Source organism: Brevibacillus sp. NRS-1366, assembly GCF_050467985.1.
Genome location: NZ_JBITPN010000022.1, coordinates 216,205 through 233,745 on the forward strand (window position 1 = coordinate 216,205; position 17,541 = coordinate 233,745).

The 17,541-nt window shown below is 42.3% G+C and carries 18 protein-coding genes and 1 pseudogene; 14 read left to right on the forward strand and 5 right to left on the reverse strand.

The genetic code is table 11. From position 1 onward, the window contains the following. Positions 1–108: 108 nt before the first annotated feature. From ACIFQN_RS17680 to ACIFQN_RS17690, 3 genes are all read right to left on the reverse strand, one after another. Positions 109–1,281 (reverse strand): ABC transporter permease, encoded by a 1,173-nt coding sequence (locus tag ACIFQN_RS17680; RefSeq protein ID WP_429834344.1) that lies wholly within the window; start codon positions 1,279–1,281, stop codon positions 109–111. After that, entirely contained in the window at positions 1,262–2,446 is a 1,185-nt protein-coding gene (locus ACIFQN_RS17685; protein ID WP_429834345.1) for an HlyD family secretion protein, read from the reverse strand. The genes ACIFQN_RS17680 and ACIFQN_RS17685 overlap by 20 nt, the downstream gene beginning before the upstream one ends. Before the next feature lie 97 nt (positions 2,447–2,543). Next, positions 2,544–3,059, reverse strand: coding sequence for a MarR family winged helix-turn-helix transcriptional regulator (locus ACIFQN_RS17690; RefSeq protein WP_429834346.1), 516 nt, complete (start codon positions 3,057–3,059; stop codon positions 2,544–2,546). Positions 3,060–3,303: 244 nt separating this feature from the next. On the opposite strand from ACIFQN_RS17690, the gene ACIFQN_RS17695 reads away from it, so the two are divergent. The 12 genes and pseudogenes from ACIFQN_RS17695 to ACIFQN_RS17750 form a co-directional block, all read left to right on the forward strand. Next, the gene (locus tag ACIFQN_RS17695) at positions 3,304–4,131 is read left to right on the forward strand and encodes a MerR family transcriptional regulator (RefSeq protein WP_429834347.1); all 828 of its coding nucleotides are present in this window, start codon (positions 3,304–3,306) and stop codon (positions 4,129–4,131) included. Beyond that, a complete protein-coding gene (locus ACIFQN_RS17700; protein WP_429834348.1) occupies positions 4,128–5,330 on the forward strand; it encodes an MFS transporter in 1,203 nt (400 codons plus the stop codon). Before ACIFQN_RS17695 ends, ACIFQN_RS17700 begins: the two co-directional genes overlap by 4 nt. Positions 5,331–5,711: 381 nt before the next feature. Next, complete coding sequence (locus ACIFQN_RS17705) at positions 5,712–5,888, forward strand: DUF1272 domain-containing protein (protein WP_429834349.1); 177 nt, start codon at positions 5,712–5,714, stop codon at positions 5,886–5,888. A 429-nt stretch (positions 5,889–6,317) separates the two neighbouring features. Further along, entirely contained in the window at positions 6,318–7,736 is a 1,419-nt protein-coding gene (locus tag ACIFQN_RS17710; RefSeq protein WP_429834350.1) for an APC family permease, read from the forward strand. Positions 7,737–7,764: 28 nt separating this feature from the next. Beyond that, positions 7,765–8,682 carry an NAD-dependent epimerase/dehydratase family protein gene (locus tag ACIFQN_RS17715; protein ID WP_429834351.1) on the forward strand — a complete coding sequence of 306 codons (918 nt, stop codon included), beginning with the start codon at positions 7,765–7,767 and terminating at the stop codon, positions 8,680–8,682. A 58-nt stretch (positions 8,683–8,740) separates the two neighbouring features. Then, the gene (locus ACIFQN_RS17720) at positions 8,741–9,478 is read left to right on the forward strand and encodes a creatininase (protein ID WP_429834908.1); all 738 of its coding nucleotides are present in this window, start codon (positions 8,741–8,743) and stop codon (positions 9,476–9,478) included. A 20-nt stretch (positions 9,479–9,498) separates the two neighbouring features. Further along, positions 9,499–10,593 (forward strand): histidinol-phosphate transaminase, encoded by a 1,095-nt coding sequence (gene hisC, locus ACIFQN_RS17725; RefSeq protein WP_429834352.1) that lies wholly within the window; start codon positions 9,499–9,501, stop codon positions 10,591–10,593. Between the two features lie 100 nt (positions 10,594–10,693). After that, a complete protein-coding gene (locus tag ACIFQN_RS17730) occupies positions 10,694–11,491 on the forward strand; it encodes an IclR family transcriptional regulator (protein WP_429834353.1) in 798 nt (265 codons plus the stop codon). A 207-nt stretch (positions 11,492–11,698) separates the two neighbouring features. Next, positions 11,699–12,214 (forward strand): hypothetical protein, encoded by a 516-nt coding sequence (locus ACIFQN_RS17735; RefSeq protein ID WP_429834354.1) that lies wholly within the window; start codon positions 11,699–11,701, stop codon positions 12,212–12,214. Between the two features lie 248 nt (positions 12,215–12,462). Then, positions 12,463–12,840 (forward strand): DUF5412 domain-containing protein, encoded by a 378-nt coding sequence (locus ACIFQN_RS17740; protein ID WP_429834355.1) that lies wholly within the window; start codon positions 12,463–12,465, stop codon positions 12,838–12,840. A 194-nt stretch (positions 12,841–13,034) separates the two neighbouring features. Then, complete coding sequence (locus ACIFQN_RS17745) at positions 13,035–13,208, forward strand: hypothetical protein (RefSeq protein ID WP_429834356.1); 174 nt, start codon at positions 13,035–13,037, stop codon at positions 13,206–13,208. Between the two features lie 118 nt (positions 13,209–13,326). Next, positions 13,327–13,623: pseudogene (locus tag ACIFQN_RS17750) on the forward strand (GNAT family N-acetyltransferase); the annotation flags it as partial. A gap of 126 nt (positions 13,624–13,749) precedes the next feature. Here the strand turns inward: ACIFQN_RS17750 and ACIFQN_RS17755 are convergent. Continuing rightward, a complete protein-coding gene (locus ACIFQN_RS17755; protein WP_429834357.1) occupies positions 13,750–13,896 on the reverse strand; it encodes a hypothetical protein in 147 nt (48 codons plus the stop codon). A 176-nt stretch (positions 13,897–14,072) separates the two neighbouring features. Between ACIFQN_RS17755 and ACIFQN_RS17760 the strand changes: the two genes are divergently transcribed. Both ACIFQN_RS17760 and ACIFQN_RS17765 read left to right on the forward strand, forming a co-directional pair. After that, on the forward strand, positions 14,073–14,909 hold the full coding sequence (locus ACIFQN_RS17760) for a lipase family protein (RefSeq protein ID WP_429834358.1): 837 nt from the start codon (positions 14,073–14,075) through the stop codon (positions 14,907–14,909). 28 nt (positions 14,910–14,937) lie between these two features. Next, a complete protein-coding gene (locus ACIFQN_RS17765) occupies positions 14,938–15,777 on the forward strand; it encodes a lipase family protein (RefSeq protein ID WP_429834359.1) in 840 nt (279 codons plus the stop codon). A 103-nt stretch (positions 15,778–15,880) separates the two neighbouring features. Here ACIFQN_RS17765 and ACIFQN_RS17770 read toward each other — a convergent pair whose 3' ends face one another. After that, positions 15,881–17,470, reverse strand: coding sequence for an arylsulfotransferase family protein (locus tag ACIFQN_RS17770; RefSeq protein ID WP_429834360.1), 1,590 nt, complete (start codon positions 17,468–17,470; stop codon positions 15,881–15,883). Positions 17,471–17,541 lie beyond the last annotated feature (71 nt).

A 17,541-nucleotide genomic window follows, 5' to 3' on the forward strand; every position in this document is an offset into this window, starting at 1 on the left:
CATAAGCTTACTTTCCACTTTGAGGAAAAGGATATCTGCAGCACGGGTTCTCCTTCATTCAACAAAACTTTTAAGGCACAGCAGTGTGGACAAACGATAAGCTGGTGTTTACACGAGAACATTTCCAGGCAGAGTCTCCTCGTTTTTTTCGCCCTCCTGACGTAGTTTTCTCTGCTCGCGTAGCATGCAGAAAATCAATAGCACTACTAAAATCCCTGCATAGAGAAGAAGCGCACCGATTTCTTTTTGGAAATAAAACAAGTCTCCCCCACGCAAGCCCATCCCACGGATAAAAGAGAACAGCCATGTGAAAGGGATCGCTTTTCCTACAATCTGTAATACAGTAGGCAACATGGCAACAGGTGCCTGCACACCTCCCAGCAGCATCGAGGGCAAGAGAAATAGGGTCACCCGGAAGCTCGCTTTAGCTGGAGTGGGTACATTCCAGGTAATCAGCATGGGCAATAATCCCGCTACAAGAGAGTATAAGAACAGCGGTAGCAAAAACTCCAACGGATTCCCTGTAAAGCGAAAGGAACCCACTACCTTAAGGACACCTAATGAGAAAAAGATGCCAATCGTTCCGACAAGCGCATAAGGAACCACGCGGCTCATCAAGCCAATGGGATTGGCTAGTTCTTCCTGTAATCTCCCTTCCACACGGAGCCGTGGGACAATTTGTAGGCATTGAAAGGTGTAAATTGCCAGGCAGATCAGCATGACATATCCAATTACACTTGAGTTAATCGGATCAGTTGTGGGATTAAACAAGAGTCTCTGCTGCAAGGATACGCTCGAAACTGTTGCATTTACCTGCTCATCATTCATTCCCATCGCTTTCAGGCGTCCCATTGAGGAACCGATATTTTCTGTCGTTATGACTTCAGCAACTCCGTTACGTAACGTGCCAACAGCAGTGGCATTCGCATTGTCAACGAACAAGCCAATAGTGCTTTGAATACCCTTGTAACGATTTTGTTCCAATCCCTGCGGTATGTATATTACACCCATAAACTTTTCGTTATAAAGCAGCTCATCCGGTTTCACTGCGTGCAGGAAAACCGCAGCCACGTTCACGTATTGTGAAGCATCCAGTCTGTCAATCAGTTGCCTGCTATACAAGCTGTTGTCTTGATCGATGACAGCTAGATTACCCTCCGTAATCTGGTTCTTGCTGAAAATAAAACCGAATACCGCTGCGACAATCAGTGGAACCAAGATGGCAAGGGTAATGAATTTTCCTTTAAATAGATGGGAGAATTCATCTCGCAGCGATTTCATTCGCTTTCACCTCCACTGTCATGCCTGGCAATAGATCGGCCACTCGTTTTACATAGACACGAACCTGAAAGGAACTCAGGTCCGCCTGTCCCTTTTCCCTACTCATGCGTAGATTGGCAAACTGTGGTGCAGCGGTAATGAATCGCACATCCCCTGTAAGCTCCTGGTCTAGGGCGAGTACATGGCCTTTTACCTGGGCTCCGACCTTGAACTTAGGCACTTGTGTCTCCGAAACATAAATATCATAGTAGAGATTATCGGTCTCCAACAGTACGACTGTACCGCCTGTGGTCACATTTTCCCCCACTTTGGGCATAACCTTGATTACTTTGCCGTCTTGCGGTGAGGTCAACGTCAATCGCTCGCGTTGTATCTGAAGTGTTTTCAATTGAACCTGGGCAGCTTCTTTTTGCTTTTTCAAAATATCTGCATTCATCGCATTATTGACCAAATCATCGCGCGCTTGATCCACTTGCAAGAGCGCCGTTTTTGCCTTTTCCGCTGCAATACTGGCTTGCTGTCTCTCTTCGGCGGTAGCCCCTGTCTTCAGCTTTTTTAGGACCTCTTCCTGCTGAGCCACAGCATTTTGAAACGTGGACAAGGCTGTCTCCGCACTATCCAGACTTGCTTTTGCCACCGCTCCCTCGTCAAACAGCTTTTTCGTCCGATCATAGGTAAGCTGGGCATTTTCCAAAGATTTGCGCGCGTCTGCCACTACGATTTCCTGGCGACGCAGATCCTCATCCCGTGCCCCTTTATTTACCTGCTGCTGACTGGTTACGGCAGATTCGACCCCCAATTTCGCTTGAAGCTCCTGTGTAGATACTTTCTCTCCGCCATTTCGGACAGAATCCTCTATTTGTTTGATCTTGACGTCCATCTGTTCCAAATCCTTTTGTGCCTTGTCTATTTGCAGATCCAGATCGGTTGGATCGAGGCGGATGAGTACATCTCCCTTTTTCACTTGCTGCTCCTCCTGCACCTCCACTTGGGTGACACGCCCTCCTACTTGTTGAAAAGAAACGTTCACCTGTTCTGCTGTCAAAATACTCTCCTTTTGCGTTGCCGCTACACTGACAGCATCTTTTCCGTAGGTTGCCAGCATCCCCCCACCTCCAACCAGGCTAATGCCTAGAATTCCTGCTAAAACTAGATTTCTTTTCATAACCAAAACCCTCCAAATGGGAACCCGTGTATTGTTGCTAGATTATGATTTGGTGGCATAAAATTGACCACCAAACTACTTTTGCAAAAAAAGAGGATTACTCCAATCGAGTCAATCCTGTCTGTATTTTTCCAAGCAGTTCAATCAACGTTTTTCTTTCTTCCACAGAAATGTCTGCCAATACGGTAGATATGCGTACTAACTGCTCTGGCAAAATGGAAAACAACAGATCCTTACCTTTCTCCGTAAGAAAGATCGTAATTTTCCTGCGATCATGAGGATGATTACGCCTCTGTACGTACCCTTCTCGCTCCAAGCCATCTAAAAGACCCGTAATGGTCCCTCTTGTTACATTCGTACGCTCTGCCAATTCGGAGGGCGTCAATTCTTCCTCTCGAAGCTGCTGGTTGCTATACAGCAGCATCAGAAGATTGAGTTTTGCCTGTGAAAAGTTGTAACGTGCAAGATACTTCCCCATGGACCCATACATGTCGCTAATGGTTTTTAATAGATGGAGCCACGTTTCTGCAGCGGAAAGGTCATTTTCCTTCAGGTCCTGTTGTATTTCTTTTAGAAAGACCTGTGTAGAACTATCACTGAAGATGAACAACAAGGTAGATTTCACCTGCTCTCTATCATTTAGTTTCCAACCGTATAATATGGCACCAAACCACTTTCTGTCAATCCCTTGATTATAAGATCCAGAAGATCAGTAAGCCAACTTTTCAACAATCAACGAATCCGGCTTATCTGCTTGCACAGGATGCCTGTTCCTACGAGAAATAAAGCTCTTGACTTTACACCCAACTGGAGAGTGTACAATCAAAACGACAAAATCAGAAGAGAAGGTGAAATCATTGTTTAAAATCAGCGAATTTTCCAAGCTGAGTCGTATTCCGCTACAAACTCTGCGCTACTACGATCAAATCGGACTCTTAAAGCCGGCCAAGACCGACGAATCGAGCGGTTATCGGTACTACTCTGCGGAACAACTGCTGAAGATCAATCGAATTGTGATTTTTAAGGAATTGGGATTCACGTTGCAGCAAATCTCGCAGCTATTTCATGAGGATGTATCAGCTGAACAGATTCGCGGTATGCTGAAGCTCAAAGAGAGTGAGATCGAGCGCCAGCTAAATATCGAACTCTCCAAGCTTTCCCGGATAAAAGAACGAATGCAGCTTGTGGAACGTGAGGGAAAGATGGATAAAGAACCAGAAATCGTTGTGAAGCGCGTTGAAGAAATGCACATGGTTACTTACACTTCTACGGGCACGGTTGACGATATCCCAAATCTTTTCAATATCTTCGATGGTCTGATTGATAGTCGAGTCCGATCTGCCTTATCCGGCCCGCGAACGGTGTTATGGAACGTATCCGGCAGCAAGGCTCATGTGTTTGAGCTTGAGGCCGGTTATGCCTTGAAATCGGAAGCTCTCAAGCTGCCCGAGCATCTTCATTTCCGTTTCCTGCCCTCGGTGACGATGGCCACGATGTTATTCCGTTCGGATTCGATATATTCAGAGACGGCGTGCTTAGACCTTGCTGAATGGATTGAGCGGCAAGGCTGTCTCATACGGGGCGACCAGCCCGGTAGAGAAACCTATGTGCCACTTTCTGGAAAGCCGGGTGTTAATCTCATCGAAATCCAAATTCCAATTGAAGAAAATGAGGAACAATCATGAACAATAAATGGGTCGTTTATTCGCTTGCACTGGCAGTTTTTCTAATTGGGACGATTGAATACATTATAAGCGGAATTCTTCACATCGCAGCAGCAGATCTCGGGATTACAACATCCGCAGCGGGGACGCTCGTCACGGCGTTCGCCCTTGCCGCAGCGATTGGCTCCCCCGTCGTGATCGCCATAACCATCCGGGTGGACCGAAGAAAAATACTGCTTATCATGCTCGGTATTTTTATTTTAAGCAGCATCCTGGTCTATTTTAGTCCCTCGTTTGAGATGATGCTAATGACTCGAATCATCCAGGGGCTCAGCGGAGGGGCTGCCACGGTCATTGCAATGGCCGTCGCAACGCGTTTGGTTGAGGAGCAGAATCGAGGTCGTGCAATCGGCACTATTTTGATGGGGTTAAGCAGTTCGCTTGTTCTAGGCGTACCTGTCGGCACATTATTAAGCGAAGCGCTAGGGTGGAGAACCTTATTCGTCATCGTTGGGCTGCTGACGGTGATTCCGCTGCTTGCGGTCTACTTCAGAGTCCCTTCCATTACTGAGCAGAGAGCTATTACGCTCGGAATGCAGCTGTCGATTTTGAAGAATAAAAAGATTGTGCTGGCGGTTGCCATTACGCTTTTCTATATAGGAGGATACTCTGCACTGTTTACGTATATATCACCATTCTTGCAATCGAATGCCGAACTGTCTGCGGCGGCGCTTTCCGGTATTCTGCTGCTTTCAGGGATTTGCAGTTTTGCCGGCTCCAAAATCGGAGGGGTCGCAGCGGATACGAAAGGGTCCAAGTTCACAATCTATGCCGGACTGTCGCTCCAAGCTGGAACGCTGCTGCTCTTGACCTGGTCAGACGGTTTGATCTATGTTGTCACCCCGTTGATCATGATATGGATGGCCGCCACATGGATGACCTCCCCGGCACAGCAGTTATATTTGGTTACCTTGGTGCCCCAGTCGCCGGATATTGCTTTAAGCGTCAATACTTCGTTTATCCAATTCGGCTTCGCCATTGGCTCGGGAATAGGGGGATTGGTAATCAGCAGTTCCTCTATAGACAATCTAGGCTGGAGTGGATTTGCATTGGTCTTGCTGGCGCTTCTACTGGCAGCCTGGTTGTTCGCTTACGATAAAAAAACCGGACACGCAGCGAGTAACAAAAACAAAGAAAACCGAAGTGTCTGTACCGATTAAGAATTCTCCAATAACTCTTTCCTTGATGGTGGTATTTGGCGCATACAAGTATTGATAGTAAAAAGGCTGAATACCATTGCCTAGATTGTTGAGTTTTTCAAACGGTGTGTTCATGAAGGCTCTCTAAATTCTCGCTTTCCTTGAATTCGACGGGTTCGATAGTTAAATAGTTGAAGACAAAACAGTGGCAGTCTAGGACTTTATTTACTATTCCTAGACTGCCGTTGTTGTTCTTTGATCGGATTAGTCTAAAACTAATTATTCAGAGGCTGTCAGTTAAATAACTACTGAGATATTTTGTTTACTTCACCGCTCTGAAATGTTATATTTTGCCATAAACACAAGGATTTTTATACATATCATGGAGAGGGGCTTGTCACTATGTTAGAAATGAGAGATCGTTGCGAGAAATGCCAGAAGCAAGTTGAGCCTAATCAAGAAGCATACATCTGTAGTTACGAATGTACTTTTTGCAAAGATTGTACAAATGAAATGAATGCAACCTGTCCAAACTGTACTGGTGAGCTTGTTCGCCGACCAAGAAGAAAAGTGGCATAAGTAAAATCCGAATATCGTTTGGCTTAGAAAAAATAAGTTTTTATTCTATAACCAGTTACAAACACACCGCTATAAAAGTGTTTGACTGGTTTTTGTTTTTCCATTAAGGGACTTTTTTCCCTCACGCGGAATGACCAACTACGAGTCCAATGATTTCCTCACCAGTCTTCCCCCTCTCGATTTCACCTGCCTCGTCAGGTATAAACCCTCCTTTCCAATGTCAACTTTTCTATTACCCAATTACGGTAATCCCTGCTCTTCATTCGACTCACCTCGTGTAAAATAGTAAGCTTCTCTTCCTGAAAAATATCACTCTTCAAAAACATAGTTATGTATGAATCATCTGAAATTTTAGTTGAAGCACCAATTTTTCTATGCTATCATTTCGTTGAAACGCCGTTTCAACATCGAAGGAGGGATCAGAAAAGTATGGAGAACTCAGACCCTAAAATGATTGGGGCCCAAGCCAGACTCGAAGAGCTGGGTTATAGACAGGAGCTCCAGCGAACATTAACGGTTAGCGGCAACGTAACGATGGCAGTAGCCAATGCTTCACCTGTAATGGCGATATTCATCTTCGCTCTTGCTCCCCTAGCTGTTACCGGTACTGCTAGTGCAGCAGCGGCCATTCTGCAAAGTATTTTGGTAATCTTTATCGGAATTGTTCTAGCTGAGCTTGGGGCCCTATATCCAATTTCAGGAGGGCTGTATTCCATAGTTCGGCATCTATTACCGAAGCCTCTTACCTTTATTGCTGTGTTAACCTTTATGTTGCAGGCTTTTATCTTTCCCCCATCTCTGGCATTAGGTGTTGCGACTTACCTTCAGTTGCTCTTTCCTGAATTGCCACAGACTCCATTGGCAACCAGCCTGATTGCCGCGATTGTATTATTGGTAGCGCTCTTAGTGGGAATCAAAGATATTGCTACAAGTAGTACCGTAACGAAAATTTTAATGGTGATTCAGATGGCTATCCTGGGAGTGTTTCTGTTCATTTGCTTTACACATACCCAGAGACCATTAACGGAGCTTATTTTTTCGCCTCAAATGCTGAATGAAACACATACCGGTCTGATGGCAACCGGATTTACAGGTGTCCTTATGTCGATGGGAATATTGTTTGGTGTCATTGATGGTTATGCGGCATCTCTAGGATTTGCTGAGGAAACAAAAGGGACAAGCAGAAATGTTGGGAAGGCAGTCCTCATTTCCGCAATTCTAACCGCTGTGTTAATGTCAATCACATTAATCGGATCGATGATTGCGGCACCAGATCTCAAAGAATACTTATCAGCGGTATCTCCTTTATTGCATATTGTTGAAATTCATGGTGGTCCAGTCATTACCACGCTTATTAATGTAGGTGTCTTGCTCGCATCATTCACCGCACTTGTTGTGCTGATCATCTACATGGCAAGGGTGTTTTATACAGGAGCGAGAGACCGTGTTTGGCCAGATGTGGTGAATGATGCAGTGACGAAAGTATCTGGTAAGGCTCAAATTCCTTGGGTTGCAACTCTTACGATTGCAACCGTTTCCATCGTGATGGTATTTGCTTCATCCTTGATCAATCTTGTTACATTTGGAAGCATTCTGATTGCAACGGTGTATCTTCTTATAGCCATTGGAGCTATCGTCAGCAGAGTCAAAAATCCTGAGATTCCCCGACCATTTAAGATGCCGTTGTATCCCTTGCCACCGATTGTGGTGATCATTGGTTTAGTTGTAGCGATTTCATCGCAATCCTTGAAAGACATGGTAACAGCAGGAATTTTTTACTTGATTGCTTTCGTTTACTATTTCCTTTACATTCGACCGCGTGAGAAAAGAGAATCACGTCATTCGTAATACCCAAAATTCCAGGGAGGTTTTTTACATGAATATCATGGTGACTGGCGGAAAAGGTTATATGGGGCGTTATATCGTAGAAGAACTGTTGAAAGAAGGCCATACAGTCATTAATTACAATAGGGACATGTCATTACCTTTTGAAAATCCTAAAAATATCTTTGTTATTGGTGAACTTAGTGATATTCCACGTCTGATTACGACTATCCAAGAACACAAAGTGGACAGAATTATTCACACAGCCGCACAATCACATCCTGACATTTCTCTTGTCATGCCTGTTGGAACGGTGGAAGCGAACACAATGGGATTATTATCTGTGTTTGAAGCTGCACGCCTTACAGGAATTAAGCGAATTGTTTGCTATAGCTCAGATGCTGCGTATGGACATGCCAAGGTAGACGTTGTAACAGAGGACCAACCCTTGTGTCCAAGAACCCCATATGGTGTAACCAAGGCAACCGCTGAAATGATGGCCCGCGCGTACAACTGGTCCTTTGGGATGGATATTATTTCATTGAGAAGCTGTGCCGTTTATGGTCCCGGCCAAGTCATGCCTGAATTTGCACGTGATGCGATCAAGGCTGCCGTAGCTGGCGAAAAATATTCATTACCACGTGGAAGAGACCAGAAGTTTAATATGGTGTTCATCACTGACGTCGTGAATGCATCTATTAAAGCTTGCTTTAGTGAAAAAAGAAGTGATCTATCAGCCTACAATATTTCAAGTGGCTACCAACCAACTTTCGGAGAAATTCTGGACATCATCAAGGAAATTATCCCGACAGCTGATTTTGAGGTGGGACCTGGGGATATTGAAGGCTGGGATGTTCACGGATTCTTCTCTATTAAAGCCGCTGAGGAAGACCTCGGTTATAAACCTGAGGTAAGTCTCGAAAAAGGGATGAAGCTCTACATCGATTGGCTAAAGGCACATACCTTTTAATTTTACGATCAAGCGAATAGAGGTGTGATTCATTTTGAAAACGAGAAAAATGTGGGAAATGACAAGACTTGACATCGAATCCGCAATCAAAAGCGGAATGGGGATCATTTTGCCTGTTGGGTCTACCGAGCAGCATGGCTATCATCTACCAGTCTCCACTGACACGATTATTGCAGTGGAATCAGCCGTTGCTGTAGCAAATGAGTCCAATATGATTGTAGCTCCCCCCGTCGTATATGGTTGTAAATCAAGACCCTTAAGTGGTGGTGGTGAAGGCTTTGTAGGTACCATTTCTGTCAAAGGAAACGTATTTACAAGCTTGCTGGTTGGTATTTTAGACGAATTGATTGCAGATGGATTCAAAAAAATAGCCATTTTTAATGGACATATGGAAAATGCAGCCTTTGTATATGAAGCAGCTTTTGAAGCTTACCAAAATGAGCGACGTTCCGATACAAAAATCTTAGTTTTCGACATGCTTGTGAATGGTTTCTCATCGCAAACGATGGATGCCGTTTTTGGTGACGATTTTGCTGGTTGGGGTCTCGAACATGCCTCGATCTACGAAACTTCTCTCATGCTTCATCTGAAGCCAGAATTGGTGAATATGGACGCAGCTGTGGATGATTGTCCAGAAGAAGTATGTTGGTATGATATTCTTCCGGCACCCGACAAAATGCTGACGAAAAGCGGAAACCTCTGGAAGGCTACCAAAGCTAGTAAGGAAAAAGGGGAATTGCTTTGGAAGGAACAAGTTGATTCTTTACTTTCTGCCGTACAAAAAGAGTTCAAATAAGAAGGAGGCCATAATTACCCATGAGTAAATTTTACAGCAGATTGGCTTTGAAAGCATTTCCATACACTCCTGGAGAGCAGCCAAGCGATAAAAAGTATATTAAATTAAATAGTAATGAAAATCCTTATCCCCCCTCCCCTTCTGTAGGTAAAGCTATCCAAGAGGAGATTCACAAACTGAATTTGTATTCTGATCCGGAAGCAACCGTTTTGGTAAAAGCTTTGGCTGAATATAATAACGTCAATGAAGAAAATATTTTTGCAGGAAACGGATCAGATGAGGTACTTGCTTTTGCATTTGCAGCTTTTTTTGCCGGAAAGGCAATATTATGCCCAGATATAACGTATAATTTTTATTTCACCTTCGCCAAATACTTTGAATCCGAATTTATTGAAGTTCCATTACAAGAAGATTTGAGCGTCAACCCTAATGATTATAACTGGGATAACTATAAAAAATTTCACCCAAGAAGTCAGTTTGGGGGAATCGTTCTTCCCAATCCGAACGCACCTAGTGGAATTTATATGAATCTGTCCGAGATTGAAAAAATAGTTCGTGCAAACCCGGATGGGGTTGTTTTGATTGATGAAGCCTATATCGATTTTGGGGAAGAAACAGCTGCAAGTTTGATTGATAAATACGATAATTTATTAATTGTTCAAACATTTTCCAAATCGCGTTCTCTAGCCGGTCTTCGAATCGGTTTTGCCATCGGGAACGCAGAGTTAATAAAGGGAATTAAAAGAATGAAGGATTCTTACAACTCGTTTACGGTAGACCGCCTAGCTATGTACGGCGCAGTGGCCGCAATCAAAGATGACGATTACTTCGTAGAAATGAAGAATCGGATTATTACAACACGAGAAATGGTTACAAGAAAGCTGCAAAATCTAGGCTTTACTTTGACAAATTCAAAAGGAAGTTTTATTTTCATGACCCATAGAGATATCCCTGCTATCTATCTTTATGAACAACTGAAACAGGAAGGCGTACTTGTAAGACATTATAAACAACCCCGTATTAACAATTATTTACGTGTTAGTATCGGGAGCGAAGAAGAAATGAATATCTTTTGTGATATAATAGAGAAGCTCATCACAGAGGCTAAGGTATAACCATCCACTATAAGTACGGATACAAGTAGATGGGCAGGAAGGCCAGTTTATGGCTCTCCTGCCTTATTGCCTTCACAGCAAAGTTGAAAGGATGAGGAAAATGGACGATCATACAATCGATAGCGAATCTACTGAGAAACAATATAATGTAGCCATGGTCGATCGAGCCATGAAAATCTTGGACTACATGCTGAAATCAGAGAGTACTGCGGGTATTTCACAACTTGCAAAGTACTTAGATTTACCGAAAGCAAATGTTTTTCGAATAATCAGCACCTTGGAAAAATGGGGAATGGTTGAGCGGGATCCGTTATTTGAAAATGAGTATAGACTTGGAAAAGCTCTCATTGTATATGGACAAAAGGCAAAAAAAGATATAAACCTTCTTTCCGTCGCGAAACCTGTATTAAAGGAAATAGCACAAGATATTGGTGAAACCGCAAATATCGGAGTTTTACATGAAAACCAAATTGTTATCCTGCACAGTGAACAGGGCGAAGCATCCATTCTCGTTTCAATCTTGCCCCCTACTTGTTCTTTGCATAATTCATCCTTAGGAAAAGTTTTTTTAGCAAACATGCCCGACTCTGATATTAAAGGTTATTTTACTCAGACAACATTCGAAAGACAAACCGCAAACACGATCACATCGTATGATGAATTTTCAAAACAGAAGGACCAAATTATCACTGATGGATATTCACTTGAGAAAGAAGAATGGGAGTACGGTTTGTCATGTATTGCTGTTCCTATAAAAGATTCCACTGGTCACCTACTCGCGGCTTTGAGTGTTTCGGGACCGTCTTCACGAATGGAACTTAAAAACTACGATACGATCATTGCTAGATTGAAACAAGGTGCAGATGAAATAATAAATAGACTCTCTACTGAACGATAATTATTACCTATGACGGTATGAGCGAATCACGAAATAATCCCTCCCCATGCAAATACACAAGCAAGACATGTCAGTACGCATGTCTTGTTTGTCTTTCCGTATGAAAATCACCTTTCTACTGTTTAAAAAGTTCTTGCCATTTTAAACAACCACCTCATTTGGAATCTATGATATGATTTCCATATATTTCAAAAGGCGGGGTTTCAAATGAAAAAGCAGCTCATCATAATGATTTCAGCAGTTGTACTTAGCGCTTGTCTAAGTGGAAGTTATTTTTATCAAAAAGGAAAAGCAGCGTCTGTGCAACACTTACTTAGCTTTACGTCTGCTGATTATGGACGTCTGAACCATGTCAAAACGACGGTAGAAGAAATCTTAACGAGCGATGCAAAAGGCGATCGTATCAAGAATTCCTTGTACTTACTCCGCAGTATCGAAAATGCGAACTCTGCTTTGTATAACACAAGTTTCCTTTTTGGCCATGACGACATAGATCTTTCTAACATTACGCATGAGTTTTCGTTAACTGCAGCTGATCTTAGCAACTACATATACCGTGATTCATTAGGCTTTGATACCAAAAAAACGGAAGAGAAATTACGAAAACACGCAGAGGTTATTCAACTCATTACAGAATCGCTTACACGAGATGACTTGCGAAGGATGGACCAAGAAAGAATCAATCATATACTCTCCCGATTACAAAACTCGCTTCCTCAGTGAAAGCGCAAGAGATACTTTATCCTTCCTGTGTCTATGCGATGAACGTGGCCAACTGGAAGGAATAAATAACTAGGTGATGACATGCGTAAGTATTTTGTATTCATTGTAGGTATCCTTTGGATGATCAATGCCCGCTGGAAATTATTCAGAGACAATATCTCGAATCTTGAACTCTTCATTTGGTTTTTCGCAGGTGGCTGTTTTCTTCTTCAAAGCGTGATCATGTTCAAGCAAGAAAGGAAACAAAAATGAAAAGAATAATGAAAAGAATACTAAAAACGCTTCTTATTAGCAGTCTTTTATGTGCTGGTCTCATTGGCTATGGAGTATATTGGGCATTTTTTGATATGAATAGATTGCCAACAGGAGATTATCTTACAGAAGTCACCTCTCCAGATGGAACTTACACGTTAAAAGCATATCTCACGAATGGAGGAGCTACAACTTCATATGCTATACGAGGTGAATTAGTATTCAACAACCGAAATCATAAGACAAAAAATATCTATTGGAATTATCGTGAAGAAACTGCGGATATTCAATGGAAGGATAACAGCACAGTAGTCATAAACGGACATACTCTTCATGTTCCTACTGATACCTTCGACTTTAGAAATCAAAAATGAAATCTTAATTCACCGTGTACGTTGTCCGCACAAAATGGACATTCGTTCTGATAATTTCTGTCATTATTTTGTTTATTTTTGGACTCTTTTGGAACTTGGAAGCACAAACTCATACTATTGGGCATTAAGCAACTTTTTGATTCATTTTGCTTGTACTTCAGAAGGATTACCCAAGAAATGGAGGAGATCTGATTATGGATCTGAAGACTCTTTTATTTTGGCTAATCGTCTTAGTTGTTCTGTTGGTTGTTACTGCATGGATCACCCTTAGTTTGATTCGTCTGATCGCTATTATTGGAATTCTTATCATCGGTTTTGTGATCCAAGGAACGATTATTAGCCCCCCTAAAAAACACAGAAAAAAATGACCGGGCATCGCTGCCAAAGGACGTGAGTCTGCTCGCAGATCAGAGGTGAACATGAAAAGAAAGTTCTCAAAAGTATGTATAATATGTTCCCAAGAGCGCTCTTAAAATGAATGTTTGGCTTGAGGTATGGATGGAAGTGAACGAAAGGAAAGAACCAATTGGATTTATTGGACTTGTGGGAACAAAAATTGAGATGTTGTTCGTTGACCCCTATTACCACGGGAAAGGAACTGGTAGTCGATTGATCAAGCATGCTGAAAAACGGCATGGAAGCAATCTCCAAGTCGATGTCAACGAGCAGAACGAGGGAGCTCACGGTTTCTACAGCCGATATGGCTTTGTGCAAACAGGCCGTTCAGAATTAGACGGATCGGGACGGCCATTTCCATTGATTCATCTCGAACTTAAAAGGTAAGCGAAAGAAATAAAAAGTGAGTAACTTAGCCATGCCAGTCTAACATGGATCATCCTGTTTGACTGGCGCTTTTTATAAAGAAAAACCCTTAGGATTTCTCCTTAAGGGATTCTCTTTAAGTGATTCTTAATGAACGGGGTGAATGACATCATCAGAAGTATTCCCAGCTTCATCTGTCACCATTAAATGTGTAGAAGTATCTGCAAGCAACGGTTCTACGACTATTTTATAGGTAGGGTCGTCCATTCCACCTGAAAATCTTCCATTTCCCACACACCCCGAGTTTCCTCTCCGTTTCTTCTATAAAATCATAGATTCTTGATGAATTTCCTTCATACAAGCACGCACTCAACTGTCTAAGCATAGGCTCAAAATAGGCGTCATCCGAATACACTTTACTGATAGTCCCCACATTTTGCGTAACTTGTTTGGAAAGGAATTGTGTAAACATGGTTCTCTCAGATAAAAGAATGATTTTTAATAGCAAAACTGCAATATTACTTGCAGCAATGAGCTATCAGACATATCCATTATTTTTTGACGGGAGGCTTATCTTACCAAAAGGCTTTAACCTTCGATATACCATCCATGCTTTTGCTGATGTAGAGGAGCCTACCGAACATGTATATGGTTTTATTGCAGAGTCAAAAGATCAAATCATTTTAGCGTTTAGAGGCTACGCTGCATATCCTGCGGACCTTTTAGCAGCCTATGACATCCTTCAAGTGCCCTATCCGTTCGTGAAGGATGCGGGCAAAACCTCGCGTGGATTCACTTGTCTTTATCAATCCGCAAGAGATGGAATCGTCAAGACATTACATGCTTTACGCGCATCAAAAACATTGTTTATTACGGGCCATAACTACGGAGGGGCCTTGGCAGTGTTAGCTGCCTTTGATATTGCAGTAAACACGAAGTTTAATCCTATCGTATATACGTACGGCAGTCCTCGCATTGGCGACCCTGACTTTGCACTCCGATACAATCAAGTAGTCAACAACAGTATCCGAATTGTCAATATTCACGACTCCTATCCTACTTTCCCCACGCAAAAGTATCCGCCCCCGTTTACAGAGCAAGGTTTATTCTATCAACATGTAAAAACAAAGTTTCCAATCGCGTTTCAACTAAATAATACGCCCCGTAATGATAGCATCGCCTGCTATTTTAAAAGCATTAGCCATATTGATCCTGACTTTGCTCAATTATTATGCGAAGATAATCCCGGTTTTTGTCCCGATGCCGAAATCTGTTTTCCGTTTCAAGGAGCTTGCAAGTCTTTGTAGCCTTACAAATAAGAAAGGAGCCACCTTTATGGTTAGCTCAGGTCAAGATCGTATTTATAGCAGTGAAGATGCGATAGTGCTTTCGGCCATGATTCATCAGGCATACCAGCTTTTTGAAATGGAATCCCTTGTCTTGCCGAAAGGATTTAGCCTTCGCTATACCATTCGCGCACTTTCTGGCGTTGAAGAACCAGAGCCGGAAGTGTTTGGTTTTATTGTGGAATCAAAGGATAAAATTATTGTTGCTTTTCGAGGAACCCGCACATTTAACGACAATGAGTCGGACCAGGACTTGTATCAGGTACCCTATCCTTTTGTCAAAAATACAGGAAAAACCCATCGCGGATTTACCTGTATTTATCAATCAACAAGAAATGAATTGATTAAAAACGTAAAACTGCTTTCCAGATCAAAAAGATTATTCGTCGCGGGTCACAGTTTAGGAGGAGGTTTAGCCGTACTAGCTGCTTTGGATTTTGCGTTGAACACCAAGTTTAATAATCCTTTCGTTTATACTTATGGCAGCCCGCGTGTTGGAGACCCTGCTTTTGCTTCCCGGTTCAACCAATCGGTAAAGAACAGTATTCGGATTGCCAATGTCCATGACATTATTCCTACTTTACCAGATCAAGCGTACCTTCCACCATTCACCAAAAGAGGGATATACTATCGCCATGTGAACAAGAAGTATCCACTTTCTTTCCAACTGAACAGTTTAGCTGCTCGCAATCATGAGATAGTCTGCTATTTTAATTTTCTCAGTGAGCGAAATCCTGAATTCACCAAATCTTTATGTGCGGCAAACCAAGGTTTTTGTCCAGATACGGAATTATGTGTTCCGTTTATAGGAATATGCAGTGAGAAATAGTTCAATAGCTTTCGCTGTAGAAGCAAAACTGTTCCATTATGAAAACCTCGAGTAGAAACGGAATTCTTTACAGTTCCCTCCCAGGTTACAAATCTTGATCAGATTATTTCTTTTCTCGCTTCACACGAGCAGTCCTTGAAGTACCTAAGATTTGACCAGATGAGTTCAACGCATTTAGCTGGAAATAAGGTCCAACTGAATGTACATGGATATCTGTTTCAAATCCTGTGCGAGGGGTGCTAATTACCACCACTGACAAATTTTTTTGAGTTGGACCAGCCAGCACCTGCCAAGAGACAGTTTCTGTCGAACCATTCCATGATGCATAAACAATTGCAGAATCTTCCCTTACTATATTAACAGCAATACTTGGTGGATAAAGAGGTAAACCTACCCATTCATTCTTAAACGCCCTGTAAGAAAGATTTTGATTAGGAAACTGCATATCATATATCAAATTCGTTGAAGGATCTTTTACAGTATTACCCGCTTTTTTAAATTCAGAAAGATATGGTTCCTGTCCCCATCCAATAAATTGATTTCCATTAGACAGTTTTTGAACATTCCCTTGGCTTGGAACAAAAAGCAATGGATCGTGATAATATGTTCGCCCTACATTCGCAATCTTGTTTTGGAAATCGAGCTGAAGAATTAAGCCACGTGCTGAGCCCTGTGGTGGAGAACTTGATGAAGCGCAGCAAGCATCGTCAAACAGACTGAGCCTATTTCCAGATCTATATCGTGCATCATGTTGCCAAGAAAATGCAGCGTTTGGACCAAATGTAAAATCACTTTGTTTTCCACCAAGCTGCCAAGTAATATTTCCCGATTTTTTATCAATATGATAAATTGCCCACATGTTTCTCATGCTAATCAGGAGTGTATCGTTTGGCCCCTCTTCAACTGAATTTACGTGGAAACAGTCCCAAATATTATTGGAGCTTGTTGCAGTAGACGCGGATACCATCGAGTCGACCGGATCTACATGCGCTAGCACATCCCAAAAGAAAAGAAGCTTGCCTGAAACGAGATCAACTTCTTGAATGGAGTAATTATCAATGTATCCATTTGCTGGACCACCGTACGGGGTTAAATCTGCAGGCACTTGTTTCACAGCAGTAAACAAAGCTGTATTTTGCCTTGTAATAGTAAACTCGTGAACATCAGCATTGAACCCCTTTTTGGCGGTGAGTTTCTTAATCACTTGATAATTCTGATTTATGATGAGATAAAAAGCACCAGGCTCAGGATCACCATCTGGAAGATTTGGATTTGCGGACTGAGTTCCAGATATCGTTCCTTCCCACATGGTAAGAACTGGTTGACCTCTGTAGGATTGTACTCTAAAATCTGTATTTTGTGTAAATATACTAGTAAGCGGCCTAAACCATACTGGGTTTCCAGCCTGATCCATTATAAGTGCCCCTGTTTGCCCAATCATGGTTTCCCCAAATATCGTATATGGTGCAACGAATATGAATCCTGAAGCTGTTCCAGGTTTATCTATATTTATGGTAACCTTCATTGGATGCACCGTGGGGGCAGAAAAAAAGTTCCATACTTGTTGGCTTGAATGGTTTGTGGATGTTTGGGATGACATCCCTGATTGAAACGTATTCATTGGTGTATTGACTTTGGATGAATGCGTTTCCCCAGTGTGCTTTCTCCGCTTTTTTCCCATATTTCTTTCCATGGGTTACCACGCTCCTTCCATTATATTCTTATGATAGGAGAAAAAAATGTGCTCATGCCTTTAAAATCCAG